Here is a 23,055-nt window from a genome sequence, read left to right as displayed (position 1 = left end):
AAATTAGCAATAATAGTAAAAGGTAGGTTTTTTTTACCTGCCTTTTGCTTTAATAAACATACCACAAATGAAGTATTCATTTCTATTTATACTTGGCAGCCTATTTTTTGTAGTTGCTTGTAGTAAAAAAATCACACAACCATCAACTCCTTTGGTGCAAAAAAACGCATTAGATAGAAAGGTTGATTCGGTTCTTCAATTGATGACTTTAGAGGAAAAAGTTGGACAACTCAATCAATACAATGGTTTTTGGGATATTACGGGACCCACTCCAAAAGAAGGCCAAGCCGCAAAAAAATACGAAGACCTTAAAAAAGGCTTAGTTGGATCTATGCTTAACGTAAAAGGGGTAAAGGATGTTCGCGCTTTGCAAAAAATAGCTGTGGAACAAACCCGTCTCAAAATTCCTTTGCTTTTTGGCTTTGATGTAATTCACGGGTATAAAACAATTAGCCCTATTCCACTTGCCGAAGCTGCAAGTTGGGATTTACAAGCCATACAAAAATCTGCGGCTATTGCTGCCGAAGAAGCTTCGGCAGAGGGATTAAATTGGACTTTTGCTCCCATGGTTGATGTGGCTCGTGATGCACGCTGGGGTCGTGTTATGGAAGGAGCTGGCGAAGATCCATACCTTGGAAGTAAAATTGCGGTGGCTCGCGTACAAGGTTTTCAAGGAAATGATTTGGCTGCGACCAATACTATTTTGGCTTGTGCCAAACATTTTGCAGGTTATGGTTTTGCTGAATCAGGTAGAGATTATAACACGGTAGATGTAAGCGAAAATACGTTGCAAAACACCATTTTCCCTCCTTTTAAGGCAGCGGTTGATGCTGGCGTGCGTACTTTTATGAATTCCTTCAATGAATTGAATGGCATACCTGCTACTGGTAATGCGTATTTACAGAGGGATATTTTAAAGAAAGAGTGGAATTTTGATGGTTTTGTAGTTTCAGATTGGGGTTCTATAAACGAAATGATAGCTCACGGATATGCCAAAGATAGCAAACATGCTGCCGAGATTGCCATCAATGCAGGATCAGATATGGATATGGAATCAAGCGCTTATGTAGATCATTTAGTGGTATTAGTAAAAGAGGGTAAAGTAAAAGAGAGCTTTATTGATGATGCTGCAAGACGTATATTGAAAGTGAAATTTGAATTGGGACTTTTTGATGATCCCTATAAATATTGTGATGAAAAAAGAGAGCAAGCCACAGTAGGTAAACCCGAGTTTCATGAAGGTGTTTTAGACATGGCAAAAAAATCAATTGTGCTTTTAAAAAATGACAATAATATTTTACCATTAAAAAAAACGGGTCAAAAAATAGCATTAATTGGTGCTTTGGCAAATGATAAAACAAGTCCATTAGGCAGTTGGCGAATTGCAGCTGAAGACAATACGGCGGTTTCTGTTTTAGAAGGATTGCAAAAATACTCTGGAAATCAACTGACTTTTTCAAAAGGTGCTGATGTTTCAGTGGGACGCACTCAATTTATTTGGGAAACTAAAATCAACTCCACAGATAAAACGGGATTTGATGAAGCGATTGCAAATGCAAAACAAGCAGATGTTGTGGTAATGGTTTTAGGAGAACACGGTTTGCAATCTGGAGAAGGTAGAAGCAGAACCGAGATAGATTTACCAGGTGTACAGCAAGAATTACTAGAGGCAGTGTATAAAGTGAATCCTAATATTGTTTTGGTTTTAAACAATGGTAGGCCTCTTGCTATTCCGTGGGCTGCAGAAAAAATTCCTGCAATTTTAGTGGGATGGCAGTTAGGCACACAAAGTGGTAACGCTATAGCGCAAGTACTATATGGAGACTACAATCCAAGCGGAAAACTACCAATGTCTTTCCCGCGTAACGTGGGGCAATTGCCTTTGTATTACAATTATAAAAATACCGGAAGACCTATAATGAATGAACCTGAAAGTGTTTTTTGGTCTCATTATATTGACGAGAAAAACACGCCTCAATTTCCTTTCGGACATGGTTTAAGTTATTCTAAATTTGAATATTCAGGTTTTGAATTGTCTTCTAATGCTTTCGCAAAAGGTGGATCTATTCAAGTATCGGTCAATATTAAAAACACAAGTAATGTAATAGGTAAAGAGGTAGTTCAGTTGTATATTAGAGATTTGATTGCCAGCGTTACGCGCCCTGTAAAAGAACTTAAAGGTTTTGAATTAATAGAGTTACAACCTAATGAAACAAAGAAAGTAGTGTTTACAATCAATGAAAAAACGATTGAATTTTTTACCGCCAATAGAAAATGGGAAGCCGAAGCGGGAGATTTTAAAGTCTTTGTTGGAGGCAGTTCTGTAACACAATTCGAAAAAGATTTTCAATTTAAAAACTAAGCATTCATGAAATATATATTGGTTTGTTTCCTAATTTTCACTTGTTCATTCGCACAAGTGGGTACTCGCAAATTAGTTTGGGAAGAACACTTTAATGGAAAATCATTAAATGAAAAAACTTGGAATATCGAGTTGGGTGATGGTTGCCCAAATTGTGGATGGGGTAATAATGAAAGACAGTTATATACAAATGATAATCATAAAATTGAAAAAAGTTGCTTAGTAATTACTGCAAAAAAAGAAGCAGACAATAAATACACATCAACAAGAATTACTACCAAAGGGAAAAAAGAATTTCAATACGGTAGATTTGAAGCAAGAGCAAAACTTCCCGTAGGGCATGGGATTTGGCCCGCTTTTTGGATGTTAGGCTCTAATATTGATCAAGTTGGGTGGCCCATGTGTGGAGAAATTGATATCCTTGAATATGTGGGTAAAGAACCCAATATGGTATTTACATCGTTACATACTCAAGACAGTCATGGAAATACTATTAACACTAAAAAAACAAAAATAGAGTCTATTGAAGAGGGTTTTCACCTGTATGCCATAGAGTGGACACCAGATAAAATAGAATTTTTTGTAGATGCTAAGTTAGTGTATACTTTTCAGCCTGAATTAAAAACCCAAGCTGTTTGGCCATACAACCAGCCATTTTATTTTATTATAAACATGGCTATAGGAGGTAATTTTGGAGGGCCCAAAGTTGATGATGCAATTTTTCCTCAAAAATTTTATATTGATTACATAAAAGTGTTTCAATAATGAGCAAATTATTTTCAACTCTAGACACTAAAAAAGCCAGGTTTTAGCTCTTTTTAGTGTTTTTTGTTGAAAGTTTATAATTTCATTGACAATTTCACCACATTATAAATTTATTTATATAATTTTTATTATTTTTTTTTGCATTTAAATGCAATATTTTGTTAAATTTGAATTAAAATTAACCACGAAAACCAAAAGCCTATTACATAAAATTACTTTTTTGAGAAATCATACCCCAATTAATTAAATTAAAAAAGTACTATTATGGTTAATATACAACTCAACGATGCACTTTTAGTTAAAGAATATGTATCTGGAAACGAGGATGCATTAGCAAAACTAATTAAAAGGCACGAGTCTAAAATCTACGGTTTTATTTATTCTAAAATACCGGATAGAGACATCACTAATGATATTTTTCAAGACACCTTTATTAAAGTAATCAATACTTTAAAATCTAATTCTTATAACGAAGAGGGTAAATTTCTACCATGGGTCATGCGAATTGCTCACAATTTGATTGTAGATCATTTTAGAAAGTCCAAAAAAATGCCTTTATATAGAGAAACCGAAGAGTTTTCTATTTTTTCAATCATGTCTGATGATTCACTATCTATTGAAAATAAAATTATTGCCGACCAAGTTCAAATAGATATTAAGAAAATTATTGAAGAGCTTCCTGCTGATCAAAAAGAAGTTTTGATCATGCGCATGTATCAAGACATGAGTTTCAAGGAAATATCTGAGATAACTGGTGTTAGCATCAATACTGCCCTTGGAAGAATGCGTTATGCGTTACTCAATTTGAGAAAAGTTATTGATAAACATCAAATTGTTTTGACTACTTAATACTATCCCTTTAATTCTTACGTTATAATTTAAAATAAAAGCGTAGGATTTATGGCAAAATTATACTCAAAAAGGGCAAGTGCCTTACCTTTAATGAAACCAAAAAAGGAAATCGTTTCCTTTTTATTGAGCTATTCAAAAGCACTAACAGTATTAAAAATAGACAATAGATGTTATGAAATAGTATCTAATTAAAATTTTAATTTAAGTTTTAAAAAGTAAAACCACTAATTTATAGTGGTTTTACTTTTTTTTGATATTCGTTGATTACCTTTTTTCTGCCAATAGTTTTGGTGATAATATCTTTTTCTAAATCCCAACCTCTCGCTGGTGAATATTCTCTTCCGTACCAAATAATTTGAAGGTGCAGGTCGTTCCATGTTTCTTCAGGAAAGATACGTTTAGCATCTTTTTCCGTTTGAACAACATTTTTACCATTCGTTAAATTCCAGCGGTACATTAACCTATGAATGTGCGTATCAACAGGAAATGCAGGTACTCCAAAAGCTTGAGACATGACCACACTAGCCGTTTTATGGCCCACAGCAGGAAGTTCTTCTAGAAACTCAAAACTTTGCGGAACTTCGCCGTTATGTTTTTCAATTAGGATTTGTGATAATCCGTGAATTCCTTTAGATTTCATTGGCGATAAGCCGCAGGGTCTAATGATTTCTTTTATTTCTTCTACAGTCATTTTTACCATATCATACGGATTATCTGCTTTTGCAAAAAGTATTGGGGTTATTTGATTGACCCGCACATCAGTACATTGAGCAGATAATAACACAGCTATCAATAAGGTATAAGGATCTTTATGATCTAGCGGTATGGGAATTGTAGGGTACAATTCTTTTAACGTATTTATAACAAAAGTTACGCGTTCCTGTTTGGTCATTATTCCTAAATTTGATTTGTAAAGAAAATCATTTCTAATTTCAAATGCAACTAACAAGCCATTTCACTATTAAATATTATTACAATGACAACATTAACTAAAGGAGATAAAGCTCCAGATTTTATAGGTTTAGATCAAGACGGTAAAAAACATCAATTAGCAGATTATGCGGGTAAAAAGCTAGTTGTTTTTTTCTATCCAAAAGCAAATACTCCTGGATGTACGGCTGAAGCTTGTGATTTGAGAGATAATTTTGAACGCTTTCAGGCTAATAATTATGCATTATTAGGCGTGAGTGCTGATAGTTCAAAGGCTCAAGCCAAATTTAAAGACAAATATGAATTTCCTTTCCCTTTACTTGCTGATGAAGATAAATCTGTAATTCAAGCTTTTGGAGTTTGGGGACCAAAAAAGTTTATGGGTAAAGAATACGATGGAATTCACAGAACTACTTTTGTAATTAACGAAGAAGGTTTTATTGATGAGGTTATATCTGATGTGAAAACCAAAGTACACGCCGCTCAAATCTTAAAATAATACAATTTAGGATTTACATAATTTCAACAAAATAAAAAATCCAGTATTCAAGATTGTATTCTTGTGTACTGGATTTTTATATATAGCTAAAAGTTAATTGCTTTCGTTTAAGACTTTTTGAGGAGCATAACCAAACAGTTGATGCTCTTTAATGATTTCAGCTATACCTGATGGCAACATACTTTCCCATCCTGGTTTACCGTGATTAATCATGTTGAGTACTTCTCGAGAAAACACATTTAATATAGTAGGATCATAATCATCAATATCAACTACTTTTCCATTGAATTTAAAGAATTTGTAGAGCTCTTTCATTCGTGGATGTACTTTCAAGTTATCAGAGTTGATAATTTCACCGTTTTCTCCTATCATTGGGTACAAGAAAACTTTCATATCGCGATAGAATAATTTTCCAAAAGCTTCAAGAATTCCTCCACTTAAATGTCGGTAGTATTTTTCGTCAAAAATATCAATTAAGTTATTAACTCCTAATGCTAGTCCCATTCGAGCCTTAGTATAATTAGCAAAGTATTCTACAACTTTATAATATTCTTGAAAATTAGATATCATAACGGTTTGCCCTAGTGAACATAAAAGCTCAGCACGATCCATGAAATCCCTTTCGTTGATCTCTCCATCAGAACGTAAATTAGATAAAGTAATTTCAAAAACAACTAGTGTATTGTCCTTATCTACTTTATTTTCATTCAAAAACATTTTTAAAGACTTTTCATACATGTCCATATTTACCTTGGTCACAGGACGAAAACTTCCTCTAAAAGCAAGTATGTTTTTCTTGTAAAGAATGGCTGCAGGAAGAATGTTTTTACCATCAGGGTTAAACATCACGGCATCTGTCATGCCATTTTTCACAAGTTGCAAACTCATTAATCTGTTGTCTACATCTGCAAATCGAGGTCCAGAGAAATTTATGGTATCAATTTCTAGTTGGTCTTTATCTAAGTGATCATATAAATAACGAAGTAATCTTTTAGGATCATTGTATTTATAAAAAGCTCCGTAAATTAAGTTTACACCTAGAATCCCTAAGGTTTCTTGTTGTAATCTTACATCTGTTTCTTTAAAACGAATGTGAAGTATAATTTCATTGTAATCTTCATCAGGTTCAATTTGGTAGCTAATTCCTACCCATCCGTGGCCTTTAAATTGTTTAGCAAAATCTATAGTGGCAACTGTGTTTGCATAACTAAAAAACATTTTATTAGGATGTTTTTCACGGCTCAATCTTTGTTCTATAAGATTTACTTCATGCGAAAGCATTTTTTTTAACCTACTCTCTGTAACGTATCTACCATCCGATTCTACTCCGTAAACGGCATCACTAAAGTCTTTATCATAAGCAGACATGGCTTTTGCAATTGTTCCAGATGAACCACCAGATCTAAAAAAATGTCTTACAGTTTCCTGTCCAGCTCCAATTTCAGCAAAGGTCCCATAAATATTTTCGTTCAAATTTATTCGAAGCGCTTTGTCTTTTATTGATGGGATTTGTTCGATGATTTTATCACCTTTTAATTTTATCTCTGTATCCATTTTTTTTAATTCCTAATATGTTACAAAGTTAATGAAATAGGTTATTAAAGAAAGATAATTAACCCTATTTTTGCAAATAAAATCTATTGAATTGAAAGTATATTTTTTAGGAACGGGCACCTCTCAAGGCATACCTGTTATAGGGAGTAATCATCCCGTGTGTAAGAGCACTGATTTTAAAGATAAAAGGTTGCGAGTATCAGTTTGGATATCGTGGGATGACTATTCTTTCGTTATTGATTGTGGTCCTGACTTTAGGCAGCAAATGCTAGTGTCTAATTGTCAAAAAGTAGATGCTATTTTGTTTACTCACGAGCATGCAGATCATACCTCAGGACTGGATGATATTAGACCTTTTAATTTTAAACAAGGAGAGATTCCTATTTATGCTCATACACGAGTGATTAATAATCTTAAGGAGCGTTTTGCTTATGTTTTTGAAACCATCAATAAATATCCAGGAGCACCTTCTGTAAAAACAATAGAGGTCATCAATAATCATCCCTTTGTACTGGGTGAAAAAAGAATTGTTCCTATTGATGTACTTCATGGTAGTTTGCAGGTTTTTGGGTATCGAATGGATGATTTTGCGTACTTAACAGATGTGAAAACAATCAGTAACGAGGAGATTTTAAAATTGAAAAATTTAAAGGTTTTAGTGATCAATGCCTTGCGGGAAGAGCCGCATGATACACATTTCAATTTGAAAGAAGCTTTAGATTTCATAAATTTGGTGCAACCAGAAAAAGCATATCTCACACACATTAGTCATGTATTGGGCTTTCATGAAGAGGTCGAAAAACAACTTCCTGAGAACGTGTATCTTGCTTATGACAATTTGGAAATTATAATTTAATTAAACTAAAAATGAAAAAATCATTCTTATTGTATTTGACTATTCTCGCAGTTTTGTCTACTATTTTTACGTACATGTTCTTAAGTAAAGAGGTTGCATTTGAACAAAAGCGTTACGATAAAACCACTAAAAAATTGAGAGATAGCATTGCATTATTATCAAATGAGTTGCAAAGTGCTAATTACTTTTCATTAGAAAAAAATGAAAATGCACAAAATTATTTTGAATCTGGGTCGAATGATAAAATGATTCAATATGAAAAATTAATTCCATTTGTCACTGAAAAACTTTTGGATTTTAATGCCAACCCAAAAGGGAATCCTTATACAGGTCAAGATCAAATAGGAGCGAATAAGTTTATCATTAACAAAGTGAAAATTTTAAATCACAGATGGATTATTGCTGATTATAGCGATGGAGAAATTTGGGGAGAAGTTTTACTGAAATACTTTGTGAATGATGATGAAAGCATTTCATTTGAAGTAAATCAATCATTCTTGTATCAGAAATAAAAAAAAAGTCGCAGTTGAAATTAAATTTAACTGCGACTTTTTTATTTAATTTTCAAGTAACCAATTCTTGAAATCATAAAAGTTTTGTGGTGCTACACCGTGTCCCACCGGATATTCTTTGTAGGTAGTGTTAATGCCTAAAGTTTCCATCACTGATGGTGTTTTTCTTGCCCAATCAATAGGTATTACTTGATCAACGGTTCCATGTGATGCAAATATTTTTAAAGTATCAAAATTGTTTTTTTGATAACCGTCTTTAATAATCTCTGCATTGAAATACCCGCTCATAGCAACGATTTTCTGCACTTTTTCAGGGTAAGATAAAGCAACAGCATAGCTTAAAATTGCTCCTTGGCTAAAGCCAATCAAAGCAATATTTTGCGCATCAATGGGATAAGTTGCGGTTAATTCGTCTATAAATTGAACAATAACATCTCTAGATATCCTGGCTTGATCGTGATCTGAAAATTTATTCTCATCAGCATCAAAATTGATGGCGTACCAAGCGTAGCTTCCGTATTGCATGTCATACGGAGCTCTGGCTGAAACTACATAATACTGCTCCGGAAGTTCTTCGGCAAATGAAAATAAATCAGCTTCATTACTTCCATAACCATGTAGGAGTAACAAAAGTGGGTTTTTGTCTAAAATTATTTTGGGTTCTCTTATTTTGTATTCAAGTGATAATGCCATTGTTTTTAAGATATATTTGAAAGCCATTTTTGATAATACGTACCTAACAGAGGTACCGGTCTTGTTTCTCCTTTTATTGCGCTTGTAATTCCGTATGACCACAATACAAATGTAAAGATCCACATGGGCGCTGAGATCATTAAACTATCAAAGTTACTTATGATCAAACCGAGTGAAATAAAAGTTAGTGTGATTCCTAATCCTTGCCTGATGTGAAATGACGCAAATTCATTTTTATCTTCGGAATTCATGGACATGGCTATAAAAACGCCAATTCCTAAAATGTAGCTTGTTATAGCGGCTGTTTTACCAGATTCGGTTTGGTTTGAATTCATTTTTTTAAGCTAAAATTAATTGGTTTTGATTGATAATTCCGTAGACTTTTCCATTCAGTTCAGTCCCCAGAAATGCGGAGTTTTTTGATTTTGATAAAATGGATGATTTGCTAAAAACACTTTTAAAATTAGGGTTGAACAGTGTAAGATTTGCTTTTGCACCTTTTGCAATAATTTCTTCGGGTATACCAAAGGTTTTTTTACCAGAAGTTAATTTCTCAATAACTACTTCAAGTGGTAAAACGGTCATTAGGGCACCAAAACAACTTTCAAGGCCGATAGTACCATTTTTTGCTCCATCAAATTCCATTTTTTTATGTTCAATATCTATCGGATTATGATCGGTAGTAATCATATCTATTGTTCCATCAAGGACTCCATTGAGCAAAGCTTGACGGTCACTTTCGTTTCGTAATGGTGGTGAAACTTTAAATCGAGTGTCAAATTCTTGTAGTTTTTCGTCAGTGAGTACTAAGTGGTGTACAGCAACACTACAACTGACCTGAAGGCCTTTTGATTTAGCGGCCTTAACTAATGCTATAGATTTTTCAGTAGATAAAGTAGGTAGGTGTAATTTTCCTCCTGTGTACTCTAGTAAATATAAATTTCTAGCAGTGTGGATTTCTTCAGCTAAATTTGGAATTCCTTTTAACCCAAGTTGAGTTGATATAATTCCTTCATTTGCAACTCCATTACCTTTAATATGTTCATCTTGTGAAAAAGCAATTATCAAACCATCAAAATCTTGAACATATTGCAATGCAATTTTTAGTAAATTGGCATTTTCTGTACTTTTATTATAATCACCAAAGGCTACTGCACCAGCATTTTTCATGTCATATAATTCGGCAATATCTTTTCCTGCGCTTTCTTTTGTCATAGCACCTATGGGATAGAGTTGCGTTGCAGTCTGCGTTGCTTTGCTTTTTACAAAATGTATTTGGGATTGATTGTCAATTACAGGATAGGAGTTAGGTTGTAATGCAAGGCTTGTAAATCCGCTTTTTGACGCTACTTGCAGCCCGTTAAGTATGGTTTCTCGATCCTCAAAACCGGGTTCTCCAAGAGATACGCTACTGTCAAACCAGCCTTGGGAGAGATGTAAATTATCTAGTTTAATTTCTTGAATTTTATCTGGATTTTCAAGATTAGTTCCTATTTCTTGAATGTATCCATCTACTATTAAAAGATCTGAAATGGTGTTATGAAATGAACTTTTAGGGTCAATAATTTTTGCATCTCGGATAATTAATTTCATATTTAAGGAACTTTTTTTATGATTTGACAAATTTGAGAATTGCCATTTCTAAGAGTAGAAATAGTAGTGCAAATATAACAAACCATTTCCAAATTTGGTTATCGGTTCGGTTTGTTTGTAAAGCATTAAAGAATGATGTAATAGATGATTCTTGGTTCAAATCAGCTAGTACGTTATCATTGTTTTTAATTAAATCACTCTCTGATCTTGCGTAGTTGAAACTGAGATTTTCGATCCAATTTTTTTTGGAGAAAACACTAAAATTTCCAGCTTGTTTTGGGTAACCATTAAAAGTCATTTTAACCTTAGTACTCAAGATTTGTTGAATGGGAATAAATTGCTCCTCGGTTCCTTTAATGGTTACAATAGCGTCTTTTTGTAAAGCTGCATCTGTAATGTGAGGTAAATTACTTCCTATGGTATATGCAATAACTCCGTTATTTTGATTGTTAATCACCATTTTATAAAACGTAGGTACAATCAATGGCGACTGCTGAAAATTAGAATTTTCAAGATTTAAAGGTGATGCAAATACGGCTACTGTAGCTACCGAGTTTGTTAAGGATGTGAGAAATGGACTCTGGTCTTCATAAGATAATGCTGCGGGACTCGAACTACTTAAAGGATAGGATATTTTGGTCTTTGGATATTGAAAATTGGTTATTTTCGACTCGAATACATTATTGAAAATGGGATGATTAAAGTTGATTTTAGTAATTTGCTTTTCGGTTTGTTCTAATGGACTGTATGAAAGTGTACCAAAATTTTTGAAAAATGCGTTGTACGTTTCGATTGAACTTTCTAATGACGGAATTACAACAACGTGTCCGCCCTTTGACACAAACGATTTTAAAGTAGTTGCTAAGGCTTGAGGTATTTCATTCAATTCATTTAAAACAATAGCATCCTGCTGCTCTATACTGTTGTAATTCAGTGTGCTTAAAGAATAGTTTTTATACACAAATTCATCAGGAGTGTAAATTCGGGTTAAGAAATTACTTTTTGATGGCTCTCCTACACTAATTACATTTGCTTTTTTATTTTTCGAAATGCTAAAATAAAGGATGTTATCATAAGCAAGACCATTGTCTTGAATAGATATATATCCATGAAATGATTTTTTCGGGATGGTAAAAGTGATATTTTTTTTCTTGCTATCTAGGTCAACAGTAGTTTTTGCAATTAATTTATTATTGTCAAAAATGGAAATTGGAACATCAGGAAATTTATCGCCATAGCCAGTGACTTGAACCGTAATTTCATAGAAACTTTCGACCGTTTTACTGATGTACACGCTATCTACAGATGCGTTGTTTTTTTGTTCCGCTTCTGAAAGTATTAATAGAGGATTCATATTTTGATCGCTAGTTTTTACCTGTTTTTCTGTTATAGATAATCCATCTGTAAGGACTACAACATCTTTGTTATACGGGGATTTATGAGCTTTTACCTTAGCTAGAATATTATCTAAATTGAATGCCTCAGAACTGTATTTTAAATTTTGTAAATTACTTCGAACTGATTTTATATCGGTGTTCCAAAAGTTTTCAGAATTTGTTAATAATGAAAATGTAATATTTTCTGGTGTTTCTTCAAGCAGTTCTTGAACAGCTCTTTTTAATAGTTCGCCTTTCTTTCCTTTAGCCTGCATGCTATAGGAATTATCTAAAATAATAAACAGTTCATTGTTTTTATTTTTACTGTCTTTTGAGGAAAAAAAAGGCTGAGCAAAAGCAATGATAATACATGTCAATAGTAACAATCTGCATGTTAAAAGAAGCCATTTTTTTATTTTAGAGCTTTTTCTAGTTTGAATGGTGAGTGCCTTTAAAAACCGAACATTTGTAAAAAGTTCCGTTTTAAACTTTCGCAATTGAAAAAGATGAACCAATATTGGTATGAGCAAAAGGAATAAAAAATATAAAACTTCAGGGTGCTTAAAATGCATACTGTGATGGTATTGACTAGAATGTGTTAAAACTCCAATGGATTTCATTGTTGATAATGGAATCAAAAATACAAATTTGTTGACAGTTTATCAGCACGTTTGGTAAATTTTGAATAATAAATAATTTTACATTTGCGTGCATTTAATCTTTATTTTAGCCTTATTGCAAATTTTTACACAATGAAAAAATCTTTAGTTTTCTTGATACTCCTTGTTTTTAGTGTTACGGTCAAAGCGCAGAATAAGAAATTCAATTTATTAATTGGAACCTATACTCAAAATTGCGACAGTAAAGGTATTTATGTTTATGACTTTGATACTTCAAATGGAGATTTCAGTTACAAAAACGCAACTGATAAGACAGTTAATCCAAGTTTTTTAACCGTATCCAGTCAAAATAATTTCGTGTATTCTGTTAATGAATTTGGAAAAGAAAGTACAATTAGTGCTTTTAATTACAATACTTCTAGCGGCGCTATTCAGTTATTAAATAAGCAAAGTGCTATGGGTGCTGATCCTTGTTATATTATTAATGATGACAAAAACGTCATTGTAGCAAATTATTCTGGAGGTTCAATCAGTGTTTTGGAAAAAAATAGTGACGGTACGCTCCAAGAAGCCAAACAAGTCATTCAACATTACGGAAAAGGATTGAATCCCAAACGCCAAGAAGCGCCTCACGTGCACATGGTCTCTTTTTCACCTGATAAAAAATTTGTTTTGGCGAATGATATGGGAAATGACAAGATTTATACCTATTGTTACGATCCACTTGCAAAAACCGATGTACTGCAAATAAAAGATAGCATCTCCGTAACAGCAGGAAGTGGACCACGGCATTTAACTTTTAGTAAAAATGGCAAATTAGTTTACGTTCTGCAAGAGCTTAGTGGTATGATTACAGTGTACAGTTATAAAGAGGGTAAACTAGTTAAAAGAGATGAAACGTCTATATTAGCAGGAGGTTTCAAAGGAAATTTTACAGCTGCAGATATTCATTTTTCTCCTGATGGAAAGTTTTTATATGCTACTAATCGTGGCGATGCCAATACCATTTCAATATTTAAAGCCAATCTTAATGGTAATCTCAAATTAGTGGAGCATGTTTCAACATTAGGAAAAGGACCGCGTAATTTTGCAATAGATCCTACTGGAGCTTTTTTACTTATTGCGCATCAATATTCAAATGATGTAATTATTTTTAAAAGAAATAAAAAAACGGGCACGCTAACCAATACGGGCAAAAAAATAGAATTGTGTGCGCCTGTTTGTCTTGTTTTTACAGATAATAAGTAAATGTATTATACTAAAAAGGGCTGTTGTAGTAGCCCTTTTTAAGTAATTTATTTTTTATCTTTTCGTTTTTTATCTCTGGTCTTCAACATGTTTCTATTAACAGATCCGTGTGTTTTTTTCTTAGTAATTCCAGGTCCTCCAAGATTTACCTTTTTATTTTTCTTGCTTTTTTCCTGAAAAGCACCATCACCGGCTAGTTTTTGTTTTTTCATCAAAAACTTAATAGGTTGTCTTTCTTTCTCAGGCTCAATTAATTTTGAGGATACTTCAACAGTTTCTGGGAATGCTTCAATAGTAAGTTCCATATCCATCAGGAGTTCTATCTCAATTTTAAACTCCTCTTCGCGCGGAGCAACTAAACTGATTGCAGTACCTGTAGCATCTGCACGACCAGTTCTACCTATTCTGTGCATGTACAATTCCGGTAATTCGGGTATTTCAAAATTGACAACATGTGTTATATTAGAGATATCTAAACCTCTTGCCATAATATCTGTTGTAATCAAACCTCTTAAGTTTCCTTCTTGAAAAGAGGCCATGGTGCTCAAACGATAGTTTTGTGATTTATTAGAGTGAATGACACCAAACTGTCCATCAAAATCTTCTTCTATGCGATCGTGTAGTAAATCGGATATTTTTTTGTTGTTCACAAAAACAAGAACGCGACTCATATCTGGTGTGGTAGATAATAAGTGTTTTAATAAATTAACTTTCGTGTTAAAATTAGGAACGTTGTAGGTGATTTGTGTAATGTTTTCTAACGGAGTTCCTGACGCAGATAATGTAACTTCTTCTGGATAATCAAAGAAATCATTCAAAATAGCATCTACTTCATCAGTCATGGTGGCTGAAAAAAGAATGTTCTGACGTTTTTTTGGCATCATTGCCAAAATTGCAGTAAGTTGGGTTCTAAAACCTAGATTAAGCATTTCATCAAACTCATCAATTACGAGTTTTTGCATTTCCTCAAATCGGATTACGTTATCCAATGTTAAGTCCATTATTCGGCCGGGTGTTCCAACTAATATGTCGCAACCTTGGTAAACGGTAGTTTTTTGTGTATTAATGTTTACACCACCAAAAATACCAATAGTACGAACCGACATGTATTTTGTCAATTTCTCAACCTCTTCCACCACTTGCACTACAAGTTCGCGCGTAGGTACTAGGATCACTATTTTAGGAGTATGGCCAGGAGTAAATTTGTATAATTTGAGTAAAGGAAGTAGGTAAGCAAATGTTTTACCAGTTCCCGTTTGCGCAATTCCCATCATATCTCTACCAGACATGATTACTGAGAACGTTTTTGCTTGAATAGGGGTAGGTGTTGTAAATCCTAAATCATCGATCGCTTTCTGTACGGATTTAGGAAGATTGAATTGCTCAAAAGTAGTCATTTGCTTTAATTTTTTGCAAAGATAGTCTTTTTGAAAGTAATCAAGCAAATGTGCTAATTTACAGTCTTTTTGTTACCGGTGAAGGTATACATGCGTTTTGGTAAACGTTTCAAAAACCTTCAAAAACTCCTAATCCAAACAAGGCAAAATCATACTTTACAGGATCTTGTGCATCAAATTCGCGAAGTTTAGCGTCTAATTCTGCTAAAGCTTTTCCATCATTTTGTTTTCGAGTAAGCAACCCCAGTTTTCTAGCCACATTACCAGAGTGTACATCAAGCGGGCAAGATAGGGAAGCCGTTGAGATGTTTTTCCAGATACCCAGATCAACGCCAGTTTTATCATTTCGAACCATCCACCTTAAATACATGTTGATTCTTTTTGCTGCCGAATTGTTCAAAGGATCTGAAACGTGTTTTTGAGTTCGAGCGAGATGAGGGATGGAAAAAAAGATTTTTTTAAATTCGGAAATGCTATTTTGCATCGAATGAGGTTCTTGATTTTTGGCAAAAACCGTTTCTAGTCCACCGTGATGGGAATAGATGTTTTGTAAAGATTGGATGAATCCAATGAAATCTTGACCATTAAAAGTACGATGAACAAATGTATTTAACCGTTCTAAATCAGCTGGAGTGTGTGACATCACAAAATCATAAGGTGCATTGCCCATTAAGTCCAGCATGCGATGCGAATTTTGTATTATCATTTTACGATTCCCCCACGCAATGGTAGCACTTAGAAAACCAGCAATTTCAACATCTTCTTTTTGTGAATAAAGATGCGGAATTTGAACGGGATCACTTTCTATGAAATCTAAGGTATTGTATTGTAAAACTTTGTCGTCTAGAAATTCTTTTAATTCTGTTGTAGTCATTATAAGGTAGGAAAGGTATAATAAGAAAGAGTGTGTTTGTAACGGCTGTTCATTGCCCAGATAGGAACGGCATCTCCCGATTTTAAAAAACAAGGCTTTTTCGGCCGTAGTTTTTTTGATCGGGAATACAGTGGATAGCTGGACATCGAAGATTCAGCTGAGCTAAAAAGCTCCTAATTACTAATCAAACCATCCACCATGACTAGTTTTCTGTCGGCCATATTAGCGAGTTCTTCATTATGAGTTACAATCACAAATGTTTGTCCGAATTCGTCTCTTAGTTTAAAGAAAAGCTGATGTAAATTCTCTGCCGATGTGGTGTCAAGGTTTCCTGAAGGCTCATCTGCAAAAATAACCGCTGGTTTGTTGATTAGTGCTCGTGCCACGGCTACGCGTTGCTGCTCTCCACCCGAAAGTTCATTTGGTTTATGATTTATGCGGTGTGAAAGACCCAAATAGTCTAATAATTTTTTTGCCTCTTGCTCTGTTTCACCTTTTGGTTTGTTGGCAATAAAGGCTGGAATGCAAACATTTTCAAGTGCAGTAAATTCAGGAAGTAGTTGGTGAAACTGAAATATGAATCCTAAATTTAAATTTCTGAAAGTAGATAAAACTTTGTCATTCATGGTCAAAATGTCTTGACCATTGATGAATAAGGAGGTAGTTGTTTTTTGAATATCTGTGTTGGGTATAGTATTGGGTTTGTCTAAGGTGCCTAAAATTTGCAAGAGTGTTGTTTTTCCTGCTCCCGATGACCCTACAATAGATACAATTTCTCCTTTTTTAATATGCAAATCTACTCCTTTAAGTACATGTAGTTTATCGTAGTATTTATGTATATTTTTGACTTCTATCATTTTATTCTGTTTTTACAAAGAAACAAAGATTTTAAGTATTATGAATTGGAAGTCATTAATTTTTCAGTTTGACAAACGATAAACTTTAGTTAAGAATAGGTCTAAGGTGTTTGATAATAAATAACTTTGATTAAAATTTGAAATATGAAAAAAATAATTGGATTGATGATCGCCCTTTTGCCCTTTTCATTTTGTGCCAAAGAAAAAAACGTAATTGTACCTAAAAGTTTAGAATCAAAAAATATGGAAAAACAAGGAAATTTAGAGATTGCAACATTTGCAGGAGGTTGTTTTTGGTGTACCGAGGCAGTATTTTTACAGCTTGACGGAGTGAGTAAAGTAGTTTCAGGTTACATTGGTGGAAATACCGTAAATCCTAGCTATAAAGACATTTCTACTGGAGAAACGGGACATGCCGAAGCTATTGAAATAACTTTTGATCCTAAGAAAATAAGTTTTGGAGAGCTACTTGAGATATTTTTTGCCACTCATGATCCTACCACGCTCAACCGTCAAGGTGCTGATGTAGGGACGCAATACCGAAGCGAAATTTTTTATCACAATGATACTCAAAAACAGTTGTCACAGGATTACATTGCCTTGATGACGCAAGAAAATACTTTTGGTAAACCTATTGTTACTAAAATATCAGCTGCCACAAAATTTTATGTTGCTGAAGACTACCATCAAAATTACTACAACCAAAACAAAACGCAAGGGTATTGTAGTTATGTAATTACTCCAAAAATTGATAAGTTGAAGAAAATGTATCAAGGAAAGCTTAAGAAATAATTGGCATTAGATTTGTATATTGTTCAATAAATATAAATTGAATACTTATGATACAACCTGTTGCTAATGATGAAGCAAATAACAAAACAAGAAATTTTTTGTTGGGAATATTGTTTGATGCTATTGGGATGCTTTCTTTTACCATTCCTCTTTTGGGAGAATTTTCAGATGTAGTTTGGGCGCCATTAGCAGTTTTTTTAATGACTTGGATGTATAAAGGTAAAATAGGTAAAGTAGGAGGAGTGGTAACTTTTCTTGAAGAAATTATACCGTTTACTGATTTTATTCCCACATTTACCTTAACGTGGATATACACGTATTTAATAAAAAATAAAAATGCCTCTTAACGAGGCATTTTTTTATGGTACTACTTATGATTTAAAAAGAAATCCGAGTCCTAATCTTTTCAGCATTTTTTTCTCAAATGCCCAAAAAAATTTGAATTGCCCAAATATAAAACCAATACAAACTAGCAGTACTTGGTATATAGGAAATATTAATATCAAGCGAACAGGAATTATCAAATATCCCAAAGAATCTTTTGTTATACCTAGCCACGTACAAAACGGTTTAGATAACCAAGCTGATGCTGATCCCGTAATAGCAAAAACAATTAGAATTATTATGAATTGGAAATTTGTTTCAATTCCCCAACGTTGTTTGAGTTTGTTCATTTTTATTTATAATGAATACAAATGTAGTGAGATTATCTCAGGGGTACAAAACCAAAAAGTTTTTGTTTGTACGTGTTTTGGAAAAAAATCATGTAGTTGTATATCAAATAATTTACTTCATACCCATAATTAATAGTGGGGTCATAATTTATCGTCATTTCATATAAATTGGGATTAAAACGCTGTGGTTGCAAAACACGGTTGTTCCACTCGGTTATATAAAACCTATTTTTAGTTTCTAAGAAAGCCTGAGAGTAATAATTTCTAGGCAAAGCTGTAGCATTGAGCCAAGAATTAAAGCCAGGTTCTATTATAATTACCTCGTATTCGAGTTCTTCATTTGCTATTCTTACGGTATCATTAGTAGAATTATTTGACGGATTTTTTACAGCTGTAAATGGAGTAGTTGTAGCACAACTGTACATGATGAGCGCGACTATTCCTAATATATATAAACTACGTTTCATAATCGAAATTTTACTTTAAATTTACAACTATATTCTCTTTTTTTAAAACCATTTAACAAAAAAAAATCACCTAAGTAGGTGATTTTTAATGTTTTTTATTTCCCGAATAGTTTGCCTAGAATTCCGCCTAGTCCACCACCTTTACCAGATACGGCTGCCATTGCATCGCTAATGTCTACTTTTCCATCAGCATTTTGATCTAAACCAAATTGTCCTCCATATTTTGAAATAGCATCCATGATTCCAGATCCTTGAGCTCCACCTCCAGATATAGCTGCAATGATATCAGAGATTTGAAAACTACTATCGTTAGGATCTTTTGCTTTATTTACCAATGAGCCAAGGATTTTAGGAATCAAACTTCCAGCAACACCTGATGCGGTATCTGCATTGATACCAAATTTTTCTCCAAGGTTACCAGTAAGTTGTTCAGTAAGTTTTTGAACTACAGGATTTGAAGCGTTTTGAGCATTGTCTCCTTGAAACAAAGAAGCCAATTGTTCTACTCCTCCTTCAGAAGCAATTTTCTGTAAACCAGAAAAAATGGAGCTACTTGCTTCTTCAATAACTGCCTCGTTTTGTTCGTTTGGTATGGCATCGTTTTTAACAACTGACTCGACTCCAAACTGTTGTGCTAATTGTGTTAATTGTTCTAACATAGGTTTTGGTTTTGTTTAGATATCAAATCTAATGAAAAAAAAGGATTTATTACTTAAAATAAATCCCTTTTATGCATTTCATTTATAATGAAACTTATCCCAAAATACTTATAATTTGTTGGGCTAGTTCAGTTCCTATTCTATCTTGTGCCTCACCTGTAGCTGCACCTATGTGTGGTGTTAGTGAGATTTTGTGGTGCATTAATATTGCCATCTCAGGCGTTGGTTCACTCTCAAAAACGTCCAATCCTGCAAACAATATTTTTCCGCTATCCAGTCCTTTAAGTAAAGCAACCTCGTCAATTACACCACCACGGGCACAATTTACAATTCCCACACCATCTTTCATGCTAGCAATTTCTTTATCACTAATAATGTAACCGTTTTGCGCAGGCACATGCAGCGTAATAAAATCAGCCTCTTTAAAAACTGATTCTAAAGATTGCGAAACAATAGTTGTGGTAATAGATTGACCGTCAAAAAAAGATACCGTGACATCTACTTGAGGAATAAAACTATCTGCAGCAATAACTTTCATTCCAAGTCCAAGCGCCATTTTTGCCGTAGCCTGACCAATACGGCCAATGCCCACAATTCCAAGCGTTTTGCCTCTAAGTTCAATACCATTTGCGTATGCTTTTTTAAGCCCGTCAAAGTTGGTATCGCCCTCAAGGGGCATGTTTCTATTCGAGTCGTGCAAAAAACGAACACCCGAAAATAAATGTGCAAAAACCAACTCTGCCACAGATTCTGATGATGAAGCAGGCGTATTAATCACTGCAATTCCTTTGCTTTTAGCATAATCCACATCAATATTATCCATTCCTACGCCTCCACGACCTATAATTTTCAAGCCAGGGCAAGCATCAATAATGTCTTTACGAACCTTAGTAGCGCTTCTTACTAAAACTACACTAACATTGTTTTCATTAACAAAATTAGCCACTTGTTCCTGCGCTACTTTTGTTGTTATAACTTCAAAACCACCTTTTTCTAAAGCTTGAATTCCACTTTTTGAAATTCCATCGTTGGCTAATACTTTCATTTTTATTTTATTTTTAAGGATTGAAAAATTTAAAGATTCAATCTATATTGTGTATTGTAGTGATTGATTAAAAATTGATTTTTTAAATCTTTAAATCATTCAATATTTTAATTTTTAAATTGCCTTTTCCAAAGCCTGCATTACATCCACCAGTACTTGAACGCTCTCTAATGGTAATGCATTGTACATAGAAGCTCTGTAACCACCTGCTGAACGATGACCTGGTAATCCTGAAATTCCTGCAGCTTTCCACAAAGCGTCAAAGGTTGCGGCATGTGCTTCATCATTCAACAAGAACGTAGCATTCATATTAGAACGATCTTCAACCGCAGCAGCTCCTTTAAATAATGGATTTCTATCAATTTCGGCATACAATAAAGCCGCTTTAGCATTGTTTATTTTTTCAATGGCTGCAATTCCACCCAAGTTTTTTAACCATTGTAAAGTCAATAAAGAAGCGTAAACAGGGAAAACAGGAGGTGTGTTGTACATACTTTCTGCTTTAATATGTTTGGTATAATCCAGCATACTAGGAATAGTTCTACCAGTTTTACCTAGAATTTCTTCTTTTACAACAATCAATGTGGTTCCTGCAGGTCCCATGTTTTTTTGAGCTCCAGCATAGATCAAGTCAAATTTTGAAAAATCCAATACTCTTGAAAAAATATCAGAACTCATATCGCACACAAGAGGGATGTTAGTTTCTGGAAACTTCTTCATTTGGGTACCAAAGATGGTATTATTACTTGTGCAGTGAAAATAATCAGCATCTTCTGGTATATTGTATCCTTTTGGAATATGATTGTAATTTTGCTCCTTAGAAGAACCTATGATGCTAGTTTCTCCAAAAAGTTGTGCCTCTTTTATCGCAGCTGCAGCCCACGTTCCTGTATCCAGGTAAGCGGCTTTTCCATTTTCTTTCATCAAGTTGTAAGGAACCATCAAAAATTCTAGACTAGCACCACCTGCAAGAAATAATGCTTGGTAGCCTTTGCCTTCAAGGCCTAATAATTCTAAAACAAGTGCTCGAGCTTCATCCATAACGGCCACAAAATCTTTGCTTCTGTGAGACATTTCTAGAAGAGATAATCCAGAATCATTGAAATTTAATATCGCTTGTGCTGATTTTTCAAAAACTTCTTGGGGTAAAATGCAAGGTCCTGCGCTGTAGTTGTGTTTTTTCATGTGTGTAGTTATTTCCAAAAAAAATTAAAATGCAAATTTCGACAATAGGAGCTTAAAAATAGCTAATTAATCAAGAATAATTGCCCCCTATTTTAGGCTATATTTAGTAAAAATGAAATTGTATCTATGTTATCTGCATAATCCCATAATTGCGGATTTTGAGTTTGTCCAAACGAAATACTATTTTCAATGCAACCACCAGAAACGATACATTGAAGTAGTTCATTTTCAGAATCTAACTTTGTTTGTAGTGCAGGTAAGTCTTCGTAATATTCATAAAAAACACTAGAAATAGGTGAGGCATGGCTTTGATCTTCTTTTATAGTCAAAAAGCCATTGTCAAGCAACTTGAAATTACTCATCAAGAAAACCGCTTTGTTGTAATCATAATTATTAGCGTATTTTTCATAATGAATGACATCTTGATATTCAAAAATGGCTTCAAAAAAGGTGTCGAAATTATATCCCTTTGGTACAAAAAGTTTAGATACATTACGACATCCTAAACCAAAATACCTAAAAATATCTTCTCCCAAAGCAGTTAGTTCCTCCTTATTTTCAGTACCAGTCAAAACCGCTACTGAATTTCTACTTTTTCTAATAATAGACGGTTTGTCTTTAAAATAATACTCAAAATACCTTGCTGTATTGTTGCTGCCCGTGGCGATAACTGCATCAAAGTTTTCTAATTTACCCTCAACAAAACGAATAGTATTCGCTAATGGAGGAGCGACTGCAATCAAATATTTAGCTAAAAAAGGCAGTAAATGTTGGTCGTTTGATGATGTTTTTACAATGACATTGTTCCCAGTTATTACAACCGATAAAAAATCATGAAACCCAACTAGAGGAATGTTTCCTGCTAGTACTAATGCAATATTTTTTGGATTTTGATTCTCTAGAGTGTAGGCAGAAAGCCATTGATCAAGGTTTTCTGCTGTTAATGCTTTAGACCAAGATTGAATTGAAAAATATACATTTTCAGGAGTGTACCAGCCATTGTGTGATTGAGATAGGATAATAAGTTCTTGAAAAGCATCAAAAAATGTTTCGTTGTGCAAAACATTTGGGCTTTTTATAGTATTGTTTTCAGAAAATTGGCTTAAAAATTTCCCTAATTCAACAAAAACATTTTTTTTTGTTTCTAATGTCATAATGTTTGCTTATGAATAGTTTTGATTGTAATTTTGCACAAAAATAAGCTATAAAAAGTATAGTAAAAAGATTAAAAGACGAAAGATCATA

At 33.7% G+C, this 23,055-nt stretch carries 24 protein-coding genes; 9 read left to right on the top strand and 15 right to left on the bottom strand.

What is annotated here, in order from left to right; translation table 11 throughout:
- The first annotated feature begins 67 nt into the window (after window positions 1-67).
- From bglX to IQ05_RS09760, 3 genes are all read left to right on the top strand, one after another.
- The gene (bglX, locus tag IQ05_RS09770; protein ID WP_144892458.1) at window positions 68-2,362 is read left to right on the top strand and encodes a beta-glucosidase BglX; all 2,295 of its coding nucleotides are present in this window, start codon (window positions 68-70) and stop codon (window positions 2,360-2,362) included.
- Window positions 2,363-2,368: 6 nt separating this feature from the next.
- Window positions 2,369-3,127, top strand: a complete 759-nt coding sequence (locus IQ05_RS09765; RefSeq protein WP_144892456.1) for a glycoside hydrolase family 16 protein — start codon at window positions 2,369-2,371, stop codon at window positions 3,125-3,127.
- Window positions 3,128-3,391: 264 nt separating this feature from the next.
- Complete coding sequence (locus IQ05_RS09760) at window positions 3,392-3,976, top strand: RNA polymerase sigma factor (RefSeq protein WP_144892454.1); 585 nt, start codon at window positions 3,392-3,394, stop codon at window positions 3,974-3,976.
- A 232-nt stretch (window positions 3,977-4,208) separates the two neighbouring features.
- Here IQ05_RS09760 and IQ05_RS09755 read toward each other — a convergent pair whose 3' ends face one another.
- Window positions 4,209-4,871 (bottom strand): endonuclease III domain-containing protein, encoded by a 663-nt coding sequence (locus IQ05_RS09755; RefSeq protein WP_144892452.1) that lies wholly within the window; start codon window positions 4,869-4,871, stop codon window positions 4,209-4,211.
- A gap of 84 nt (window positions 4,872-4,955) precedes the next feature.
- On the opposite strand from IQ05_RS09755, the gene bcp reads away from it, so the two are divergent.
- Window positions 4,956-5,408: a thioredoxin-dependent thiol peroxidase gene (gene bcp, locus IQ05_RS09750; RefSeq protein WP_144892450.1), complete on the top strand. Its 453-nt coding sequence runs from the start codon at window positions 4,956-4,958 to the stop codon at window positions 5,406-5,408.
- Window positions 5,409-5,501: 93 nt separating this feature from the next.
- On the opposite strand, the gene IQ05_RS09745 is transcribed toward bcp, so the two are convergent.
- A complete protein-coding gene (locus IQ05_RS09745) occupies window positions 5,502-6,962 on the bottom strand; it encodes a TonB-dependent receptor (protein WP_144892448.1) in 1,461 nt (486 codons plus the stop codon).
- A 91-nt stretch (window positions 6,963-7,053) separates the two neighbouring features.
- Here IQ05_RS09745 and IQ05_RS09740 point away from each other — a divergent pair, with 91 nt between their 5' ends.
- Window positions 7,054-7,818 carry an MBL fold metallo-hydrolase gene (locus IQ05_RS09740; RefSeq protein ID WP_144892447.1) on the top strand — a complete coding sequence of 255 codons (765 nt, stop codon included), beginning with the start codon at window positions 7,054-7,056 and terminating at the stop codon, window positions 7,816-7,818.
- Window positions 7,819-7,829: 11 nt separating this feature from the next.
- The gene (locus IQ05_RS09735; protein ID WP_086454178.1) at window positions 7,830-8,330 is read left to right on the top strand and encodes a hypothetical protein; all 501 of its coding nucleotides are present in this window, start codon (window positions 7,830-7,832) and stop codon (window positions 8,328-8,330) included.
- Between the two features lie 45 nt (window positions 8,331-8,375).
- Here IQ05_RS09735 and IQ05_RS09730 read toward each other — a convergent pair whose 3' ends face one another.
- Genes IQ05_RS09730 through IQ05_RS09715 form a run of 4 tightly spaced genes read right to left on the bottom strand, consistent with a single transcriptional unit; the run spans window position 8,376 to window position 12,564 of the window.
- The gene (locus IQ05_RS09730; RefSeq protein ID WP_144892446.1) at window positions 8,376-9,023 is read right to left on the bottom strand and encodes an alpha/beta hydrolase; all 648 of its coding nucleotides are present in this window, start codon (window positions 9,021-9,023) and stop codon (window positions 8,376-8,378) included.
- 5 nt (window positions 9,024-9,028) lie between these two features.
- Window positions 9,029-9,358, bottom strand: coding sequence for a hypothetical protein (locus IQ05_RS09725; protein WP_144892445.1), 330 nt, complete (start codon window positions 9,356-9,358; stop codon window positions 9,029-9,031).
- Between the two features lie 4 nt (window positions 9,359-9,362).
- Window positions 9,363-10,616 carry a dihydroorotase gene (locus IQ05_RS09720; protein ID WP_144892441.1) on the bottom strand — a complete coding sequence of 418 codons (1,254 nt, stop codon included), beginning with the start codon at window positions 10,614-10,616 and terminating at the stop codon, window positions 9,363-9,365.
- Between the two features lie 16 nt (window positions 10,617-10,632).
- A complete protein-coding gene (locus tag IQ05_RS09715; RefSeq protein ID WP_144892537.1) occupies window positions 10,633-12,564 on the bottom strand; it encodes a vWA domain-containing protein in 1,932 nt (643 codons plus the stop codon).
- Window positions 12,565-12,744: 180 nt separating this feature from the next.
- On the opposite strand from IQ05_RS09715, the gene IQ05_RS09710 reads away from it, so the two are divergent.
- Window positions 12,745-13,860 (top strand): lactonase family protein, encoded by a 1,116-nt coding sequence (locus IQ05_RS09710; protein WP_144892439.1) that lies wholly within the window; start codon window positions 12,745-12,747, stop codon window positions 13,858-13,860.
- A 47-nt stretch (window positions 13,861-13,907) separates the two neighbouring features.
- Here the strand turns inward: IQ05_RS09710 and IQ05_RS09705 are convergent, their stop codons facing one another.
- From IQ05_RS09705 to IQ05_RS09695, 3 genes are all read right to left on the bottom strand, one after another.
- The gene (locus IQ05_RS09705) at window positions 13,908-15,257 is read right to left on the bottom strand and encodes a DEAD/DEAH box helicase (protein ID WP_144892437.1); all 1,350 of its coding nucleotides are present in this window, start codon (window positions 15,255-15,257) and stop codon (window positions 13,908-13,910) included.
- A 109-nt stretch (window positions 15,258-15,366) separates the two neighbouring features.
- Window positions 15,367-16,131 (bottom strand): TIGR02757 family protein, encoded by a 765-nt coding sequence (locus tag IQ05_RS09700; RefSeq protein ID WP_144892435.1) that lies wholly within the window; start codon window positions 16,129-16,131, stop codon window positions 15,367-15,369.
- 173 nt (window positions 16,132-16,304) lie between these two features.
- Window positions 16,305-16,988, bottom strand: a complete 684-nt coding sequence (locus IQ05_RS09695) for an ABC transporter ATP-binding protein (RefSeq protein WP_144892433.1) — start codon at window positions 16,986-16,988, stop codon at window positions 16,305-16,307.
- A gap of 144 nt (window positions 16,989-17,132) precedes the next feature.
- Here IQ05_RS09695 and msrA point away from each other — a divergent pair, with 144 nt between their 5' ends.
- Together msrA and IQ05_RS09685 are read left to right on the top strand one after the other, a co-directional pair.
- Window positions 17,133-17,780 (top strand): peptide-methionine (S)-S-oxide reductase MsrA, encoded by a 648-nt coding sequence (gene msrA / locus IQ05_RS09690; protein WP_144892431.1) that lies wholly within the window; start codon window positions 17,133-17,135, stop codon window positions 17,778-17,780.
- A gap of 47 nt (window positions 17,781-17,827) precedes the next feature.
- Window positions 17,828-18,127: a hypothetical protein gene (locus tag IQ05_RS09685; protein ID WP_144892429.1), complete on the top strand. Its 300-nt coding sequence runs from the start codon at window positions 17,828-17,830 to the stop codon at window positions 18,125-18,127.
- Window positions 18,128-18,151: 24 nt separating this feature from the next.
- On the opposite strand, the gene IQ05_RS09680 is transcribed toward IQ05_RS09685, so the two are convergent.
- The 6 genes from IQ05_RS09680 to IQ05_RS09655 form a co-directional block, all read right to left on the bottom strand.
- Window positions 18,152-18,454 (bottom strand): DUF6787 family protein, encoded by a 303-nt coding sequence (locus IQ05_RS09680; RefSeq protein WP_144892427.1) that lies wholly within the window; start codon window positions 18,452-18,454, stop codon window positions 18,152-18,154.
- 32 nt (window positions 18,455-18,486) lie between these two features.
- A complete protein-coding gene (locus tag IQ05_RS09675; RefSeq protein WP_144892425.1) occupies window positions 18,487-18,921 on the bottom strand; it encodes a DUF6146 family protein in 435 nt (144 codons plus the stop codon).
- Window positions 18,922-19,016: 95 nt separating this feature from the next.
- On the bottom strand, window positions 19,017-19,580 hold the full coding sequence (locus IQ05_RS09670) for a DUF937 domain-containing protein (RefSeq protein WP_144892423.1): 564 nt from the start codon (window positions 19,578-19,580) through the stop codon (window positions 19,017-19,019).
- Between the two features lie 94 nt (window positions 19,581-19,674).
- Complete coding sequence (locus IQ05_RS09665; RefSeq protein WP_144892421.1) at window positions 19,675-20,625, bottom strand: D-2-hydroxyacid dehydrogenase; 951 nt, start codon at window positions 20,623-20,625, stop codon at window positions 19,675-19,677.
- Window positions 20,626-20,739: 114 nt separating this feature from the next.
- Complete coding sequence (gene serC, locus IQ05_RS09660; protein WP_144892419.1) at window positions 20,740-21,810, bottom strand: 3-phosphoserine/phosphohydroxythreonine transaminase; 1,071 nt, start codon at window positions 21,808-21,810, stop codon at window positions 20,740-20,742.
- A 92-nt stretch (window positions 21,811-21,902) separates the two neighbouring features.
- On the bottom strand, window positions 21,903-22,964 hold the full coding sequence (locus IQ05_RS09655; RefSeq protein WP_144892417.1) for an acyl-CoA reductase: 1,062 nt from the start codon (window positions 22,962-22,964) through the stop codon (window positions 21,903-21,905).
- Between the last annotated feature and the right edge of the window lie 91 nt (window positions 22,965-23,055).

It is taken from the genome of Flavobacterium tiangeerense (genome assembly GCF_007830355.1).
Classification (GTDB): Bacteria; Bacteroidota; Bacteroidia; order Flavobacteriales; family Flavobacteriaceae; genus Flavobacterium; species Flavobacterium tiangeerense.
The sequence above is the reverse complement of the archived record's forward strand: the minus strand, read 5'-3'. Positions and strand labels throughout refer to the sequence as shown.